The sequence below is a fragment of the Paenibacillus cineris genome, assembly GCF_018333335.1.
Classification (GTDB): Bacteria; Bacillota; Bacilli; order Paenibacillales; family Paenibacillaceae; genus Paenibacillus_AQ; species Paenibacillus_AQ favisporus.
On record NZ_BORU01000002.1, the window covers coordinates 423,479 to 440,902 of the forward strand.

Sequence of the window (17,424 nt, forward strand, 5' to 3'; positions counted from 1 at the left end):
ACAATGAAAACGAGACTCGCCAAACGATGGATCTACTATTTAACCGTCAGCGTCATCATTGCTGCGCTCGTGCTTCTGGCGTTACCCTCCGTGCAAAGGGCCATGGAACGGGCCAAGGAGGAAATGCGGCCGAATAAGAACCAGGTCGTTGAGAGTGAGCAGATGCCGGCTCCGGAGGAGAGCGGACAGCCGCAGAAGCCAACCCATTATGAGAAGATCGCCGAGAACGACCGGCTTGAGCTGCAGTTCCGCTCATCCGATTCCGCCATCGCGGTGATCGACAAGAGCAACGGGTACCGGTGGGAATCGGCAGTTCCGCTGCAGGATGTCGAAACGGACGGGAATGAGCTGTGGACCGCCAGCAGTCAGTCGATTTTTCATCTGACCTACACGGATCCCCATCTGCCTGCGCTGGAAACGCAGGAGACGAACTTTGCACTTGAGCAGCCGAAGATGACGACGACCTCACTGGAAAACGGGATATCGGTCCGTTACGAGCTGCCCAGGCTGAAAATCAGCTTCGATATGAGATTCCAATTGAAGGGGAACGCCCTCGAAGTCACCGTACCCGGCCAATCGATCCAGGAAGGGGAAGACAACTGGCTCATGTCGGTTGCTCCGCTTCCCTTCTTCGGAGCGGCATCGGATCATGATCAAGGCTATGCGGTCTATCCCGACGGGCCGGGTGCGCTGTCTTATTTTAAGACGAACCACCCGAATTATTTGAATCCTTATCGTGCGAGCGTTTACGGCGCGGATACGATAACCTTCAATTTTTTCGGACGGGAACAAAACGCGATGCTGCCGATCTTCGGCTTGAAAGTGGGCGATAACTCCTTTATGGGGATCATCACCCAGGGAGAATACGACGCGAATATCCTCTATTCGCCGAGCGGCTATCTCATTAATTTGAACCGTGTATCTTCCGAGCTCGTTTACAGGCGCGAGTATGAAGCGGTTAAGAAAGACGGCAATCTGACGAAGAAGCCCGAAAAGGACCTGATCCGCGAGGATCATACCATCCGCTACATGTTCTTTAGCGGCAAAGAAGCCGATTACAGCCATATGGCGACCGCCTACAGGGAGTATTTGCTCGACGAGCAAGGCGTGATTCCGAAGGTGAAGAAAGGGGAAGCGGTTCCTTTCGGACTTGACCTGCTTATGGGCATTAAGAAGGACCAGATTCTGATCGATCATTTTATTCAGAATACGACCTTCTCAGAGGCGCAGGACATGATGGAGGACCTCAGCCAGCGCGGCGTGCAGTCGATTTCGGCGAACCTGCTCGGTTGGACGGGCGAAGGCTACATGAGTTATCCGTCGGGATATAAGCCTTCCCGTAAGCTGGGCGGCACAAGCGGGCTGGCGAAGCTGAGCGAGTATGCGAAGGCGAAGAACTACCAGCTTTTTCTGCAGGACAACTATGTCGAGGCATGGAAGGGCAACGACGGGTTCTCGTCGCGTAAAGACGTCGTTGTCGGAGCCAATCATTTTGTCGTGACCGACCGTTACAGCGAGCTCTTCTACTTGAATGCAGGCAAGCAGAATGCGCATTTCCAGAAGAAAGTGCTGAATCCGCTGCGCAAGCTGGGGATTACCGGCATCAACTTCGACGGCATCGGCAGTCAGCTCTACTACGATTATAATGACGATTACCCGCTGAAGCGCGGGGGGACAGCCAAGCAGTGGACGGAAATGATGGAGAAATCGGTCCTGCAGTTCGGCGGTGCGGCCTCGGTTGGGGGGAATGGATACAGCCTGAAGCATTCCTCCCGCCTGTTCGGTATCCCGATGGAGGACAGCGGCTTTTTCTTTACCGACGAAACGATCCCGTTCTACCAGATGGCGCTGCACGGCATTATTCCTTACTCGGGCGATCCGCAAAATTTATTCTACGATCCACAGCTGCAGTACCTCAAAATGGTGGAATACGGCTATATGCCGTACTACCAATTAACGATGAACCACTCTGAAGATTTGAAGGACACCATCTACAGCGATTTGTTCAGTTCGGCTTACAGCAATTGGGTGGATCAAGCGGTCCAATACTATAAAGAGATGAACGACAAGCTGAGATCGGTATGGTCGCAAACGATGAAGGAGCACCGCAAGCTGCAGGATGATGTCTATGAGGTCGTATATGAGGACGGGACTCGCGTCATTGTCAATTATACGCCGGGTGAGGTGACGGTCGATCATCATGTCGTTCCGGGCAAAAACTTCATCGTGGTGCCGAAGGGAGGATCAGCATGACAGGGAAAAAGTTGAGTCTGGAACGAAAAAAGATGCTGGCAGGCTATGTTTATATCGCTCCATGGGCGATCGGGTTCGCATTGTTCATGCTGTATCCTTTGATTTACTCCCTTTGGCTGGCCTTTCATGAAGTGGTCGGCGTCGGCAATTTCGACTTGGAGCCTGTCGGCTGGGGAAATTTCAACAAAGCGTTCGTGCTGGATACGCAGTTTATTCCGTTGTTCATTTCGGTGGTGCAGGATGCCGTCATCAATACGCCGCTGATTCTGGTCTTCTCTTTGTTTATCGCGATCCTGCTGAATCATAAGATTCGCGGGCGCGCCTTCTTCCGGGCTGCATTTTTCCTGCCTGTTTTGATCGGCTCCGGCCTTGCGATGCAGCAGCTGCTCTACGCAGGGGTCGGCAAAGACACGCTGGTGAACGGCATCGGCGTTCCGGAGGAAGTATTTCTGTATATGGGCCCGACGTTCTCGCAGATCGTCTTCGATATGCTGAGCAGGCTTACCGTGATCTTTTGGAAAACGGGCGTGCAGATCCTGCTCTTTTTAGCCGGACTTCAGGGGATTTCTCTGTCGCTCTATGAGTCGGCCAGATGCGACGGTGCAACCGAATGGGAGATGTTCTGGAAAATCACGCTGCCGCTGATCTCACCGATCATCCTGCTTAATCTCGTCTATACATGCGTGGATTCCTTTACGGATATCAACAACAGGATGATGGTCTATATCAAAGATACGGCCTTTACGAAGATCGAAATGGGCTACGCGTCCGGTATGGGCTGGATCTACTTCTTGTTTATCTTCCTGCTGCTCATTATCGTATTTGCTTCAACCAGGCGCTTAGTCGTATACACAGGTGAAAAATGAGAATGAGGAGCAAGGAGGTGGTGCAGCGTGAAACCGATTCCGATGTCGAAGACCAAGCAGCGTGTGGCTGTGCAGCCCGAAAGTATCGCTAACCGGGCGAAAGCGTTAAGAAATAACAGCGTCATCAGCCGGATCAGCAGCAAAAGCCGCTGGTTCGCGCTCATTTACCGCATCTTCGTGTACGTCATTCTGATTGACTTGGCCTTTGTTTTTCTCTATCCGTTTATCTATATGATCACGACCTCGCTCAAGCATCCGGTGGATCTGATCGACTTCGCGATCAAGTGGATTCCGACAAGTCTGGCGTGGGAAAACTTCTACTACGGGATGAAGGGGCTGCAGTTTTGGACGCATTTCAATAACTCGGCCCTCATTTCCGTAGTGAGTGTGATCGGCCAGGTATTATCCTGCTCTTTCGTCGCCTATGGTTTCTCCCGCATTAGGTTTCCCGGACGGGAAGTCCTGTTCGTGCTGTGCATGTTCACGATGATCATTCCGCCGCAAACGATCATCGTCCCTTTGTATATGCAGTACAAGACGATCGGCTGGCTGGACAGCGTGATGCCGCTGATCGTGCCTTCCTTTTTTGCGAATGGGCTTAGGGGTGCCTTGTTCATCTTTATCTTCCGCCAGCTGTTCCGCGGGCTTCCGTGGGAGCTGGAGGATGCGGCGAGGGTGGATGGCTGCGGAAGCTTCCGCGTATACTGGAGAATTATTCTCCCGCTTACACCGCCCGCGATCGTCGTAACGACCCTGCTGTCCTTGGTATGGCACTGGAATGACTTCTTCGAGCCGTCGATCTTCCTGACGTCGGAGGAGAAGTTTACCTTGCCGATGATGCTTCCGCGGCTCTATCAATCCCTGGATACATTGACAGGCAGCAGCTTTGAAGTGTTCAGCCTGCCTGTCGTCATGGCCGCTACATTCCTTGCACTGATTCCGATGCTTGTCGTCTATCTCTTTCTGCAGCGGTATTTCATTCAAGGCGTGGAGCGTTCCGGGCTGGTTGAGTAAGCGGAATGAAAGGCACTCCATTCGGGTGCCGTTGAAAGGGGAGAGAGGAGGCCATGCTGTGGTCAGAACGCGCGGATGCGGCGCAGGAAGCGCTGCGCCGACATTATTGGAACCCGGGTATCGCCATGTTTAATATTGAAACGCCGTGCCCGAACGGCGATTGCAACACGATTTTTCATTACTGGTGGATGGCGCATGCCGCCGACGTGCTGGTGGACGGACTGCTGCGCACCGGCGAGGCGGTGTACGGGGAGATGCTCGCGGAGCTGCATGACGGCATCCGGCGCCGGAACGGCGGCGTGTACCCGAATGAGCTGTACGACGATATGGAATGGATGGCGCTTGCCTGGCTGCGCGCGTACGAGGCGACCGGCGAGGAGACGTACAAGGAAACCGTCCACATCCTGTGGGAGGACATCCAGAGCGGATGGAACGACCATATGGGAGGCGGCATCGCGTGGCATAAATCCCAGCTGGCTTACAAAAACACCCCGGCCAATGCGCCCGCCGCCATTCTCGCGGCAAGGCTGTACCGGTGCTTTGGCAGCACGGAGGATTTGAAGTGGGCCCGCAAAATATACGATTGGCAGCAGCGCTCCCTGGTCGATCCCGCCACCGGCTTCGTCTGGGACGGCATGAACCGGACCGGGGACGGAAGCATTGATAAGGACTGGAAGTTTACCTACTGCCAGGGTGTCTTTATCGGTGCGGGCGTGGAGCTGTGGCGGGTGAGCGGGGAGCCGGGCTTCCTCGTGGATGCTCTGCGCACGGCCGAGGCCGCCAAGGCGGAGCTTGCCGCGGATGACGGCGTGTTCCCGGACGAAGGAAGCGGGGACGGCGGCCTGTTCAAAGGCATCCTGGTCCGCTACCTGGCTGAGCTGAGCCTGGCCTCGGAGGAGGCGGCCCGGCTTGCCGTCCCGATGCTCGCCGCAAATGCCGGCGTGCTGTGGGACGCCGGGCGAAGCGCCGCATGCCTGTTCGGAACGGACTGGAGCCAGGCGCCGGCAGATCCGGTAACCCTGAGCACCCAGCTGAGCGGCGTGAAGCTGCTGGAGCGCATGGCGGTGCTGGAGAAACTGGGGTTTGCCGATCATGAGAATAAACCATAAGCATGTTTAACGATATCTTAAGCAGTAGAACTTCATCGTTGGTATGGAAGGCAGGCTCAGTGGACCGCTCACGTAAAGTGGGCGGTCTTTTGGTTTGTTTTCCCGCTTATTAAAAAAAGGATTGTGTTGAAAGCGCTTGTATGGTATTTTATGTACATAAAAACGTTTTTATAGCAAAGGAAGAATGGTTATATGGGTAAGGTAACGATCAAGGATGTAGCTAAAGCAGCCGGAGTCTCCATTTCTACGGTTTCGAATGCATTGAATGACGTGGATGTATTGACCCCGGAGACCAAATCACATGTTCTGAAGGTGGCAGAACAATTAAATTATGTACCGAACCTGAACGGGAAGCTGCTGAAGTCGGGGAAGACCAAGATGCTTGGCTTTTTTACAACAAGCGTGGCAGGGCCCTACTTCTACACACTGGTTGAGTCGATGTCACATGAATGCGACCGTTTGGGTTACGGATTGAATGTGTTTATTACGAAGGATAAGCAGGTTATCATGAGCAATATTATGGGCGGCCGGGTGGATGGCGTCATCATATTCGAAGAGCTGAGGATCGACGACAAAGACATCGCCGCTATGGAGAAGGACAAGATCAATGCCGTGTTCCTGGATCGCGAGATTCAGAAAGAGACGATGGGCAGCATCATTTTCGACTCCTATGAGGCCGGTTATGAAGCGACTAAATATTTGATCAGCCTGGGGCATAAGAAGATTGCCTATATTTCCGGCGTGGATACGATGTTTGACAGCGTTCAGCGGAAAGAAGGATATCTGGCTGCTCTGCGCGAGTGTCAGTTTCCCATCGATGGAGACTATATCCTGCAAGGTTATTTTGAGGAAGAAGGCTCCTATAACGCAGTGAAATCCTTTCTTCACCTACACCCCGACAAAGTGCCCGATGCTTTTCTTGCCGGTAACGACGTGAGTGCCATCGGTTGTATTCGGGCCCTGAAATCCCTGGGATACGAGGTTCCCCAAGATATAAGCGTCGTGGGCTTCGATGATATTGATATTGCGCAGTATTTTACACCGCCTCTCTCGACCGTACGCAATCAGATTGCCAGACAAGGCATTCTGGCCGTGGATCACCTGGTTCGCATGATTCAGAAGAAAGAGCAAGGCAAGACTCAGAAATTGCCTGGGGAGCTTGTCGTTCGCGGCACCAGTCATGTGAAGATCAATCGGAATAAACCGGTTTAAGTGAAAGATCCAATGATTATTCCGATTCTTTTTTTAAAATGATACAAAATAAGAGGATATTTTTTGCCAAAAAATAAAAACGTTTTTATTTGAGTCTGTCATTTTGTGATCAAAGGAGGCTTACCAGGTGGGCAAAACCGTTTTAGTTCAGCCAACCGGCACAGGCCCGGTTCAACCAACCGGAAAGAAGCCGCGAGGGCAGAGAATCAAGGAGTTTTTCATTGATTTCAAGCGGCAATGGGAGCTTCAATCGATGATTCTTCCCGGTGTTATCTTTATGTTTATTTTTTGCTACATACCGATTTATGGTTTATCCATTGCTTTTAAAAATTACACCGTCATTGATACGCTGGATTCCGCTCCGTGGGTTGGCCTGGACAATTTCAAAATTATTATATCGGACAAGTATTTTTGGGATTCCGTAGTCAACACGCTGGGCATCAGCTTTTTGAAATTGGCGGTGGGCTTTGTCATTCCGATCATTTTGGCCATTATGATTTACGAGGTTAGCATGGGCCGGTTCAAAAAGTTCGTACAGACCATTTCGTATCTGCCTCACTTCTTGTCATGGATCGTGCTGGGCGGAATGCTCATTACCTGGTTCTCCACCTCCGGTTTACTTAACGAAGTGCTGCTTGGCTTAGGGCTGATCTCGCAGCCGCAAAATATTCTGCTCGACCCGAGCAAGTATTGGTGGATTGCGACCTTATCGGATATCTGGAAGGAAGCTGGATGGGGGACGATTCTGTACTTGGCGGTCATGTCCAAGATTGATCCTACCTACTATGAGGCCGCAAAAATCGATGGTGCGAGTCGCCTCAGACAAATCTGGAACATCACACTGCCTAACATGAAGATGATTATCAGCTTAAATCTGATCCTGACTGTAAGCGGTTTATTGGGGTCGAATTTGGATCAAACCTTGGTGCTGATGAATTCACAGAACCGGGAAAAGGCAGAAGTCATTAACTCGTACGTGTACCGGATGGGGATGACGCAAGGGGATTTCTCTTATGCCACCGCGGTTGGTTTGGGTGTATCCATCATATCGGTCATTCTGCTCGTTACGGCTAATAAGGTGACCAGCAAATTAAATGATAATCAATCCGTTCTATAGGCCATGCAGGGGGAGGCATTACGGTGAATTTGAAAGCAGCAAAAGGGGATCTCGATAGCAAGATCTTTGATACGATCAACATCATCCTATTGGTTGTATTTACGATTATTATTGTCGTTCCGTTATGGAACGTCGTCGTTTCATCCTTCAGTTCGGGCAGGGCCCTTGCCGAGGGCGGGTTTATCTTCTGGCCTAAGGAATTATCGCTTGAGAATTATCAGGCTGTGTTCAGGGATACAGGCATATGGCAGGCCTTTTTCATCTCTGTTGCCAAAACCGTGATCGGGGTTATCACCCATGTATTCTTCTGTGCCATGGTGGGTTACGGCCTGAGCAAAAAATACGTCCGCGGCCGCAAGTTCTACGTTGCGATGGGTGTCATCACCATGTTTTTCTCGGGCGGTATGATTCCGACCTACTTATTGATTAAAAGCTTGGGCCTGCTGAACACCTTCTGGGTTTATATTATTCCGGCTCTCTTAAGCTTCTATGATGTCATCATTCTGATGAATTTCTTCCGCAATGTGCCGGATTCGCTGGAAGAGTCGGCAAAGATCGATGGCGGTGGCGACTGGAGAGTTTTTCTGAGCATATTCATTCCTCTTTCTATGCCGGCCATGGCCACAATCGCTCTTTTTAACGGGGTAGGGCAATGGAATGATTTTATGACCACGAAACTGTATATCACCGACCAATCGCTATATCCCTTGCAGATGATGCTGTATGAAATTATTGTGCAGTCTCAGACGCAATCGATGCAAAATATCGGTTCGGTAGCGATTCAAACCACCACGAAAGGGGTCCAACTAGCAACAATCGTCGTAACAACGCTGCCGATTGTTGTGATGTATCCGATATTGCAAAGATATTTTATCTCGGGAATGATGCTTGGAGCAGTCAAAGAATAAGTGGACAAGAAGCTGGCTGTAAAAACACAGGCTCTATCAGGAAAGCGCTTTAATTAAAAGGGAGGGTATAGGATGTTTACGAACAAAGCTTTTGGAAAGAAAGGACTCACACTGATTACTGCATTGATGAGTGTTGTATTGGTTGTGAGCGGCTGCAGCGGATCGGGCGGCAAGTCCGGCTCAAAGAAGGAGAATTGGGTTTCGATCGAAGACCGTTATACACCGGATGCTGAGACTCCGGCCTGGAAGCTGGATAAAAAAGAAGAGGTAACCAACCTGACTTGGTATGTAAATGCGGATTGGTGGAATACGGATTTCGGCAAGGACGTTGTCACCAAGAAAATCAAGGAAGATCTGAATATCAATATCAAGTTCATCACGGGTGACGATACCAAATTGAACACGTTTTTTGCCGGCGGGGAAATGCCGGATTTGATCACAACGTTTGATTCCAACTCCCCGGTGGTACAAAAAGCGGCCACATGGGCGCTGCCGTTAAATGATCTGGCTGAGAAATATGATCCCTACTTCAATAAAGTCGCTGCACAAGACACGCTCAACTGGTTCAAGCTCAAGGACGGCAAAACCTACGGATATCCGAACTATTCCAATACACAAAAGGACTATGACAGCGGCAATATTCCTGCGAAAACGGCATTTATCATCCGTAAGGATGTTTACGAAGCCTTGGGTAAGCCGGTCATGGGCACACCAGAACAATTTCAGGCTGTCCTCCAGGATATCAAGAATAAATTCCCTGACCTGATTCCATTCGGGTTCAATTCCATTGGTGAAGGAACAGGATCGCTTGGCGATACGCTTCAGGACTTCATCGGCGTGCCGCTGGAAGACAAGAATGGCGGATTCTATAACCGTAACCTCGATGAAGACTATTTAACTTGGGTAAAGACGCTTAATTCCGTATACAGAGCCGGGGCGATCAGCGATGACAGCTTTGCCGATGACGGAACAGCTTTTGAAGAAAAGGTCAAGGCCGGCAAATATGCAACCATTTTACTGGATGGAACACCGCAGCAGGGCGGCAACCTGCAAAGCTTCTACAGTAATAATAAAGGCAAAGAGTATATCGCGATTGACGGACCCCAAAGCACGGCCTTGCATTCACCGACACTGAACCAATCCGGGATCACAGGCTGGATGATCAGCTTTATTACGAAAAATAATGTGGATCCCGCTAAATCGATTCAGCTCTTCACCTACTTGTTAAGCGAAGAAGGACAAATGCTGATGAACTATGGTATTGAAGGCGAGACCTATAAAGTGAACGCGGATGGTAAAGTCGAGTTCCTGCCTGCTGTGAAGGAGCTTCAGTTGAACAACCCGGATTCTTTTAAAAAGGATTACCGCATGGGAGAATTCATGTTCTTTGGCCATGACCGCCACAAAGCGCTCAGTGGTGACGCATTCCCGGATGCCATCAAGCAAATGCAGGAATGGGGTAAAGGAAAGCTGGTGCCACACTTTATTCTGGAGAATATCAACCCTGACCAAGGCACACCGGAAGCGCGTTCTTTGGCCGCAATCAATACCAAATGGAACTCGACACTCATCAGTATGATTCGTTCGAAGGATGATGCTGCGTTTGATAGCCTCTTGAATGAATACAAAAAGTTCCTGGACAGTAACAATTGGGACAAAATCGTGGAGGTTCGCAATGAGAAGATGAAAGCGAACAAAGAAAAGCTTGGGCTGAAATAAGCGTTCACGGATAGGAAACGTTATATAGAAATCTGGAGGGAACAACATGCTGAACATGACAATCTACCAGTCGAACGGGGAAGAGGAATTATTCATTAAGAAAACGAAGGAGGAGCTTACGCCTGTATCTCCCTCTGCACTGCTGAATACGGTTGTTATCGATGAGGAGCAGACGTATCAGGAGATGGATGGCTTTGGCGCGTCCTTCACGGATTCCGCGGCTTATCTGATTCATCAAGTACTGGGGGCCGAGCAGCGTTCGGAGCTTATGACACAATTGTTCGATCCGAACGAAGGGATTGGTTTGTCGGTACTGCGCCAGCCCATGGGCGCATCTGATTATGCACGTGACTTCTACAGTTATAATGATCTGCCGGAAGGCCAGGCCGATATGGAGCTGAAGCAGTTTTCCATTGCACACGATGAGGACGATATTATTCCACTCCTGCAGGAAGCGCTGCGATTGAATCCGGATATGAAGCTGATGGGTTCGCCCTGGAGCCCGCCTGGCTGGATGAAGACAAGCGGGTCGATGATCGGCGGAGAGCTGAAGCAAGAGTGCTATCCGGTTTATGCCCATTATTTCGTCCGTTATATTCAGGAGTATGCATCAAAAGGTCTGCCTATCTATGCGGTGACGCCGCAAAATGAGGCCTTGTATTCACCAGGTCATTATCCCGGCATGATCATGCTGCCTGAGGCACAAAGTGATTTCATTAAGAATCACCTGAAGCCGCAATTCGTGAAGAATCATATCGATACGAAAATCCTCTGTTATGATCACAATTGGGATAAACCCGACTACCCGCTGACGGTGTTAGAGCAGGCCGGCGATGCGGTGGATGGTGTCGCTTGGCACTGGTACGGCGGCAAGCCGTCAGCCCAATCGGACGTATTCGAAGTTTTCCCTGATAAAGAGGTCCATTTCACGGAAGGGTCGGGCGGGGAGTGGATTCCGCCGTTTGAGCAAGCCTTCTCGAATGTCATGCGGACAGGTATCGAGATTCTCCGCAATCATAGCAAGTCTTACGTCTTATGGAATATGGCACTGGATGAGAAAAATGGCCCTACCGTACCCGGCTTTGGTACAAGCACCTGTCGCGGTATTGTGACCGTGAATCAGCAGACGAAGGAACTAACCTATACGCTGGACTACTATGCGCTGGCGCATTTCAGCAAGGGGATCCGTCCGAAAGCGCGGCGTATTGCTTCGACCAGCAATGATCTGATCCGCTCCGTTGCCTTTAAAAATACGGATGGCTCTATTGCAGCCGTTCTGTTTAACGACAGTGAAGCATCGGAGAGTGTAGCTGTTCAGCTGCACGGAAAAGAGGCATTGCAGCTTGAGATGCCGCCCAAGAGCGCTTTAACGTTAATGTTTGAAGCGTAACTAGTAGAGGGGCCGTTTTATAATAAAAACCGGCTTGTTACATGAGAAAACGGCCTGCGCCGATTGAAAAGTATAAAAGAGGATTACGCTGCACGGCGATCGCTTCCCGGTATTTTACCGGAGAGTGGTCGCCGAATTTTTTTTCTCAAATTTTCCTACAAACTGCGCGGCTTGGTCGGAGTGACACAAAGAAAATTTACTCCGAAACAACATGATTGGGCTTTACAATCTCAATGTTCTAGTGTACTATCCAACTATAACACTAATACAAGGGAGTTGTGAGCATGAACCATCGAACAAATATGCAGGCGGACGCCGATGCGCCGGTTCTTTCACTCCAAGGGGTATCGAAACGGATCGGAAGCAAGTGGATCGTCAGCCAGCTTTCTTTTGATGTGCATAAAGGCGAAGTGGTAGGCCTGCTGGGGCCCAACGGTGCGGGCAAGACGACAACCATCCGCATGATCGCCGGATTGATCGGGATGACGGAGGGAGATGTGCTGGTCCGCGGGAGCAGCATCCGCAACGACTGGAAGCAGGCGATCCGCCATATCGGGGCGATTATCGAGAACCCGGAGTTCTACCCGTATATGACCGGATACGATAATTTGAAGCAGTATCAGCGGATGAATCCCTGGATCAGCCGGGAGCGGATCGACGAGGTCGTCCGGCTCGTAGGGCTGGAGCAGGCCATGAAGAAGAAGGTCAAAGCCTACTCGCTCGGCATGCGCCAGCGGCTCGGCATCGCCCAGGCGCTGCTGCATGAGCCGTCGGTCCTGATTCTGGATGAGCCGACGAACGGCCTGGATCCGGCGGGCATCCGGGAGATGCGCGACTATCTCAAAAATATCGCCCGCGAAGAAGGCATCTCCATCCTGGTGTCGAGTCACCTCCTGCTTGAAATGGAGCAGCTGTGCAGCCGGGTCGTCGTCATTCAAGACGGCAAGCTGGTGACGGTCCGCTCCATTGGCGGAGGCAGCGGGGAAGCGGTGCAGCCGGGGCAGCAGGAAGCGATGCGCGTCATGTTCCGCGTCGGCCGCCTGGAAGAGGCGAAGAGGCTGCTCGAAGGGCTGGATCTGGCCGAGGTACTGGCGGTGAACCCGGAACAAAGCGAGATGATTCTTTCCTTGCAGTACAAGGACATTCCGGGGGTAGTGGAGCGGCTGGGCAGCGGCAGGATCCCGATTTACCTCATTACCGAGCTCAAGCAGTCTCTAGAAGACGAATTCCTGAAATGGACGGGAGGAAACCAAATTGCGTAGTTTTTCTTTGCTGGTGGTCAACGAATGGCTCAAGATGGCCAAGAAGCGCAGCTTCTTCATTCCTTATGCCATCGCTGCAGTGGCCGCAATCGCCCTGGGCTGGATTCTGAAGCGTTGGGGTGGCGAGATGCTGACAGGGGCGAGCGCCCTGGATTATACGGTGTTGATGGCGGGTATGAGCGGCTTTGGCCAAATGACGGCCATGCTGGCGATCATCTTCACGGCCGGCATCGTATCCGGGGAGCACGGCCAAGGAACGATCAAGTTCCTGCTGATCCGCGGGCAGAGCCGGTCCGCAGTTTTGGCATCCAAGTACACGGCGGCCGTCCTGTTTACGCTGTCGTTGGCCGTATGGCTGACGGTGCTGAGCTTCGCAGCGGGTGCGTTCTTCTTCGGCACGGATGCAGGGGAAGCCGGCTGGCGGGATGTGCTGGTGGCCGGAGGCAGCACGCTGGTGTACAGCATCATTTTCATGACACTGGCCTTTATGATGGGGGTGCTGACCCGGTCGACGGGAGCCGCGATGGGTGTAGGCATGGCCTCGGTGATGTTCAGCGGAATCGTTATTCCGAAAAGCTTCTATAAATACGTGCTGTTCCCGAACGCAGACCTGTCGGTGTACAGTCAGGGCGGTCACGCACCGATTCAGGGGATGAGCCTGGGCTTTTCCATCGCCGTTCTGGCGGCATATCTCGTCTTGTTTCTTGTCGCCAGCTTTGTTACGTTTAAGAAACGTGATATAGCCTGATGCGCGGGAACGTAAGCTGACGGCGAAAGGAGTCTGTCCTGAAGTGAGTATTGAATTCGACAACAATTTGCCGATCTATCTGCAAATCATGAACCATATCAAGAGACAAATTGTCTCAGGCATCCTGCAGCCGGGCGATAAAATCCCTTCCGTAAGGGAACTGGCGGCCGACCTGCAGATCAACCCGAACACGATCCAGCGCACGTTTCAGGAGCTGGAACGCGAGGAAGTCGTAGAGACCCGGCGCGGGCTGGGAAGATATGTGACAAGCGAGGAATCGAAGATTATGGCGATTAAAAAGGAAATGGCGGGCGAATTGCTTCACCAGTTTATCCATGGCATGCAGGAGCTGGGGTTCAAAAATCAAGACATCGTCTCCATCGTAAGCGAGGCGGTCGCGGAGGACCGAAAGCAAGGCGTAAAGGAGGGGGCTAAGGGTGGAAACACTGCTCAAAGTTGACGGCGTATCCAAGAAATACGGAGGCAAGCTGGCGCTGAACAGCGTGTCACTGCGCATCGGACCGGGCCGGATCGTCGGCCTGCTCGGGTCGAACGGCAGCGGGAAGAGCACGCTGATGCGGATCGCCGCCGGGCTGACGCCGCCTACCGCGGGAAGCATTTCCGTGCTGGGCAAGCCGGTGGGCAAGGAAACGCGCAGCCTGATCTCTTATATGCCGGACCTTCCGCTGACGGAGAGCTGGATGCGGGTGAAGGATGCGGTTGCTTTTTACCGGGATTTCTATGATGATTTCGACTTGGAAAAGGCGCGCGAGATGCTCGACTTTATGAATTTGAAGGAGAACGACCGGGTCAGCTCCCTTTCCAAGGGCATGGGCGAACGGCTGCAGCTGACGCTGGCCCTCTCCCGCCAAGTGAACCTGTATCTGCTTGACGAGCCGATCGGCGGCGTGGATCCGGTGGCCCGGGGTAAAATTCTGGACGCGATCGTCCGCTTCTACAGCGAAGACAGCAGCCTGATCGTCAGCACGCATCTGGTGCGCGATATGGAGCGGATTTTTGATGAAGTCATGTTCATCCAAGACGGCGTCATCGTCCTGCACGAGGAAGTCGAGAGCATCCGCATCAACCGTGGAAAAGGCATTGACGATCTGTTTAAAGAGGTGTTTGGCGAATGATCAAGCTGTTAAAATACGATTTAAAGCGCAACGCGACGCTGCTGCTCGGCGGGATGGCGATTCTCCTCCTGTGCGAGTTCGTCCTCCTCTGGTCCAGGGCCACGGATGAAGTCAAAATTGTCCTCTCGGTCCTGTTCTTCGGCGCAGTCTCGGTGATTTACTTCATTTCCAGCCTCCGTGTGTTTGACTACAACATCTCTACGGTCAGCCGCCGGCTCGTACCGGTAGGTGCCTTGTCTTACGTGGGAGCTTCCCTGCTGTACGGATTGCTTAACTCGCTGGTGATGACCGTAATTGGAGCGGCATTCACTGCCTATATGGTGGTCAACTTAGGGGGCGGATTCAGCTGGGCCGGCCAGATTCCGGTCTGGGCCATCGTGCTGATCGTTGTAGAATATCTGTTTCTGCTCGTATACGGCTTTTTGACGTTTTATATGACGATCGCCTTGGCGCGCAGCCTGGTAACCAAGGGCGTGTTTTGGGTCGGACTGCTGATTTTTATCGTCCTGACCATCGTCCTGTCTTATGTTGAAGAATTTCTGTTCGGCCAGGATTCGTCCGCGTTGTTCGGAAGCGTGGATCTGCAGTGGAGCTCTCAGTCCGGCGTGCTGGCCCGGGAGCTGCCGGGTCTCCTGTCTGCCTGGCAAACCTGGGGCTCCATCGTGTTTGAGGGGCTGCTGTGTGTCGCTTTTTTGTACGTGATCAAATGGTGTATAGAGAAAAAGATTGAAGCGAGATAAGGAAAAGGGTGGGCCTTGAGCGGCGTTAGGTTGAAGACCGGACGCAGGGGTAAACCGTGCCGCCGTTTGCTACAGAAAGAAAGGTTAGGGAACTGAAAAGGTACCCGTACACTGACACTTCAAAAAGTGTTTCGTGTACGGATACCTTTTTTGCTTACTGGGTTATTTGAATTTGATGGTGTTTTTAAAGATTATAGAATTTATAAATTTCAGCGAAGCTGAACCATTCTATAATCGCAAGAAAAACTTCAGCTAAACGCGGTCTGTCTTCTTTGAAGGTACGTCGATAGACGGTTTTCTTATTTTGCTCCCGCAGCCGCATATGATCGTGTGCTTCAAATCTTTAATTGGCTGATGGCACAGGGGGCATATGCTTTGATAAATTGGATCGTTCAATCTCACAGCCACCTCCGTACTTAACTCGGCTTCGCTCGGTGCATTTGTCGTGCCGTTCCTGCCTCGATGCTCTATACCGGCGGCAACAACACAAACAAACAAACTCTCTTTTCATTCCATCGACAAACGGTTTGGGTTACTTGCTTTCCCCTGTAGCCACGAGCACGGCTCTCCCCAGCGTATGACCCAGCATGGTGAATCCTAAGACGGCCAGCGTGGCGCTGCGGTCAACGCCGATATCCTCAACATCCAGCGCATGAACGACAAAATAATACCGATGCGGACCATGTCCCGCTGGAGGCGCCGCACCGATAAACCGTTCGAGCCGGGCATCGTTCGGCAGCTGCAGGGCGCCTTGCGGCAAGCCGGTGCCATGCTCGTCGCCTGCACCAGTCGGCAGCTCGGTGACATTGGCAGGGATGTTGATGACGGCCCAGTGCCAGAAGCCCGATCCGGTCGGGGCATCCGGGTCATATGCGGTTACGGCGTAGCTCTTCGTCCCTTCGGGCGCATCGGACCATTTCAAATGGGGCGAAAGATCTTTACCGCCTTCCACTCCAGAAGCGTATTGCTGGGGAGGCAGGGGAAGACCCTCCGCAATATCATGACTCGTTAACCGAAAGGCTTCAACTTCCGGCAATTTCGCAAATGGGTTGTTCATTGTAAACTCCTCCTTTTTTGTATGAGTCGATTATATATTCAAGAATCGATTCTGTAAATAAAAATCTTTTTGTATGTGGATTATCGACTTATTATTGTATTTTTGTAGGTTTCGGTGTAAATTATTTAAACGTGTACAATCCCGATATGCATAAAGGATGGTGTCGGCTTCATGGCCAAAAGAAACGGTTCGTCCACTTTAAGTGAAAATGTCACAAAAAAACTGAGGTATGATATTTTGGACGGACAATATGAACCGGGCGCTCCATTAACCGTTTCGGACCTAGCCAAAGGTTTCGAAGTCTCGGTTGCCGTCGTTCGGGAAGCGCTAACCCGTTTAGCGACCCAAGGCCTCGTCATACAGAACCCGAATCACGGATTTTCCGTGAAGACGGCGTCGGAAGAAGAACTGAAAAGCATCATCGAAGCGCGGTTGATCAATGAATCGGCAGCCTTACGCCTGTCCATCGCTCACGGCGATCTCACATGGGAATCCAATGTCATCGCTGTTCACCATAAACTATCGCAAACACCCGAGTACGAGGATGGTCATCCAAAGCTCGTCGTTCGCGAAGAATGGTCCGACATTCACCGTCAATTTCATTACGAACTTATCGCTGCATGTCCCAATCCGGTGCTTCTGGATATTTGCAGACGCCTGTGGGATTTAAGCGAATTTTATCGGCATTATTCACCCCCGCAGCAGTCCGTTCGTGATGGCCGCGCCGAACATAAGGCATTAGCGGATGCCGTAGTAAGCCGTGATGGCGATCGTGCCGTCGAGATTTTTAAGACCCACATCCAACTCACTGCGGATATCCTGTTTGACCATCGATAAGCGGATCCCCTTCAAACCGCCACGTATCCTTTCTGAAATCAAAAAAAGGAGCTGTC

At 51.7% G+C, this 17,424-nt stretch carries 16 protein-coding genes; 15 read left to right on the forward strand and 1 reads right to left on the reverse strand.

What is annotated here, in order from left to right; genetic code table 11:
• Positions 1–3: 3 nt before the first annotated feature.
• The 14 genes from KI379_RS22700 (at position 4) to KI379_RS22765 (ending at position 15,474) form a co-directional block, all read left to right on the forward strand.
• The gene (locus KI379_RS22700) at positions 4–2,253 is read left to right on the forward strand and encodes a DUF5696 domain-containing protein (protein WP_212984982.1); all 2,250 of its coding nucleotides are present in this window, start codon (positions 4–6) and stop codon (positions 2,251–2,253) included.
• Positions 2,250–3,119 carry a carbohydrate ABC transporter permease gene (locus tag KI379_RS22705; RefSeq protein WP_076172757.1) on the forward strand — a complete coding sequence of 290 codons (870 nt, stop codon included), beginning with the start codon at positions 2,250–2,252 and terminating at the stop codon, positions 3,117–3,119. The genes KI379_RS22700 and KI379_RS22705 overlap by 4 nt, the downstream gene beginning before the upstream one ends.
• A 27-nt stretch (positions 3,120–3,146) precedes the next feature.
• Positions 3,147–4,133 carry a carbohydrate ABC transporter permease gene (locus KI379_RS22710; RefSeq protein ID WP_089549174.1) on the forward strand — a complete coding sequence of 329 codons (987 nt, stop codon included), beginning with the start codon at positions 3,147–3,149 and terminating at the stop codon, positions 4,131–4,133.
• A 53-nt stretch (positions 4,134–4,186) separates the two neighbouring features.
• The gene (locus KI379_RS22715) at positions 4,187–5,242 is read left to right on the forward strand and encodes a glycoside hydrolase family 76 protein (RefSeq protein WP_212984983.1); all 1,056 of its coding nucleotides are present in this window, start codon (positions 4,187–4,189) and stop codon (positions 5,240–5,242) included.
• Positions 5,243–5,434: 192 nt separating this feature from the next.
• The gene (locus KI379_RS22720; protein ID WP_076172759.1) at positions 5,435–6,454 is read left to right on the forward strand and encodes a LacI family DNA-binding transcriptional regulator; all 1,020 of its coding nucleotides are present in this window, start codon (positions 5,435–5,437) and stop codon (positions 6,452–6,454) included.
• 127 nt (positions 6,455–6,581) lie between these two features.
• Entirely contained in the window at positions 6,582–7,571 is a 990-nt protein-coding gene (locus KI379_RS22725) for an ABC transporter permease (RefSeq protein ID WP_212984984.1), read from the forward strand.
• Positions 7,572–7,594: 23 nt separating this feature from the next.
• Positions 7,595–8,479: a carbohydrate ABC transporter permease gene (locus KI379_RS22730; RefSeq protein WP_089549172.1), complete on the forward strand. Its 885-nt coding sequence runs from the start codon at positions 7,595–7,597 to the stop codon at positions 8,477–8,479.
• 72 nt (positions 8,480–8,551) lie between these two features.
• Positions 8,552–10,198: a sugar ABC transporter substrate-binding protein gene (locus tag KI379_RS22735; protein WP_076172761.1), complete on the forward strand. Its 1,647-nt coding sequence runs from the start codon at positions 8,552–8,554 to the stop codon at positions 10,196–10,198.
• Between the two features lie 46 nt (positions 10,199–10,244).
• Positions 10,245–11,588 (forward strand): glycoside hydrolase family 30 protein, encoded by a 1,344-nt coding sequence (locus KI379_RS22740; RefSeq protein WP_089549170.1) that lies wholly within the window; start codon positions 10,245–10,247, stop codon positions 11,586–11,588.
• 284 nt (positions 11,589–11,872) lie between these two features.
• The gene (locus KI379_RS22745) at positions 11,873–12,850 is read left to right on the forward strand and encodes an ABC transporter ATP-binding protein (RefSeq protein WP_076172763.1); all 978 of its coding nucleotides are present in this window, start codon (positions 11,873–11,875) and stop codon (positions 12,848–12,850) included.
• Positions 12,843–13,598, forward strand: coding sequence for an ABC transporter permease (locus KI379_RS22750; protein WP_076172764.1), 756 nt, complete (start codon positions 12,843–12,845; stop codon positions 13,596–13,598). Before KI379_RS22745 ends, KI379_RS22750 begins: the two co-directional genes overlap by 8 nt.
• Positions 13,599–13,641: 43 nt before the next feature.
• Positions 13,642–14,058, forward strand: a complete 417-nt coding sequence (locus tag KI379_RS22755) for a GntR family transcriptional regulator (protein ID WP_076172765.1) — start codon at positions 13,642–13,644, stop codon at positions 14,056–14,058.
• Complete coding sequence (locus tag KI379_RS22760) at positions 14,036–14,734, forward strand: ABC transporter ATP-binding protein (RefSeq protein ID WP_152399435.1); 699 nt, start codon at positions 14,036–14,038, stop codon at positions 14,732–14,734. Before KI379_RS22755 ends, KI379_RS22760 begins: the two co-directional genes overlap by 23 nt.
• Positions 14,731–15,474 carry a hypothetical protein gene (locus KI379_RS22765; RefSeq protein WP_212984985.1) on the forward strand — a complete coding sequence of 248 codons (744 nt, stop codon included), beginning with the start codon at positions 14,731–14,733 and terminating at the stop codon, positions 15,472–15,474. Before KI379_RS22760 ends, KI379_RS22765 begins: the two co-directional genes overlap by 4 nt.
• A 532-nt stretch (positions 15,475–16,006) precedes the next feature.
• Here KI379_RS22765 and KI379_RS22770 read toward each other — a convergent pair.
• Positions 16,007–16,531, reverse strand: a complete 525-nt coding sequence (locus KI379_RS22770; RefSeq protein WP_212984986.1) for a YbhB/YbcL family Raf kinase inhibitor-like protein — start codon at positions 16,529–16,531, stop codon at positions 16,007–16,009.
• 171 nt (positions 16,532–16,702) lie between these two features.
• Here KI379_RS22770 and KI379_RS22775 point away from each other — a divergent pair, with 171 nt between their 5' ends.
• Positions 16,703–17,368, forward strand: coding sequence for a GntR family transcriptional regulator (locus tag KI379_RS22775; protein ID WP_212984987.1), 666 nt, complete (start codon positions 16,703–16,705; stop codon positions 17,366–17,368).
• Positions 17,369–17,424 lie beyond the last annotated feature (56 nt).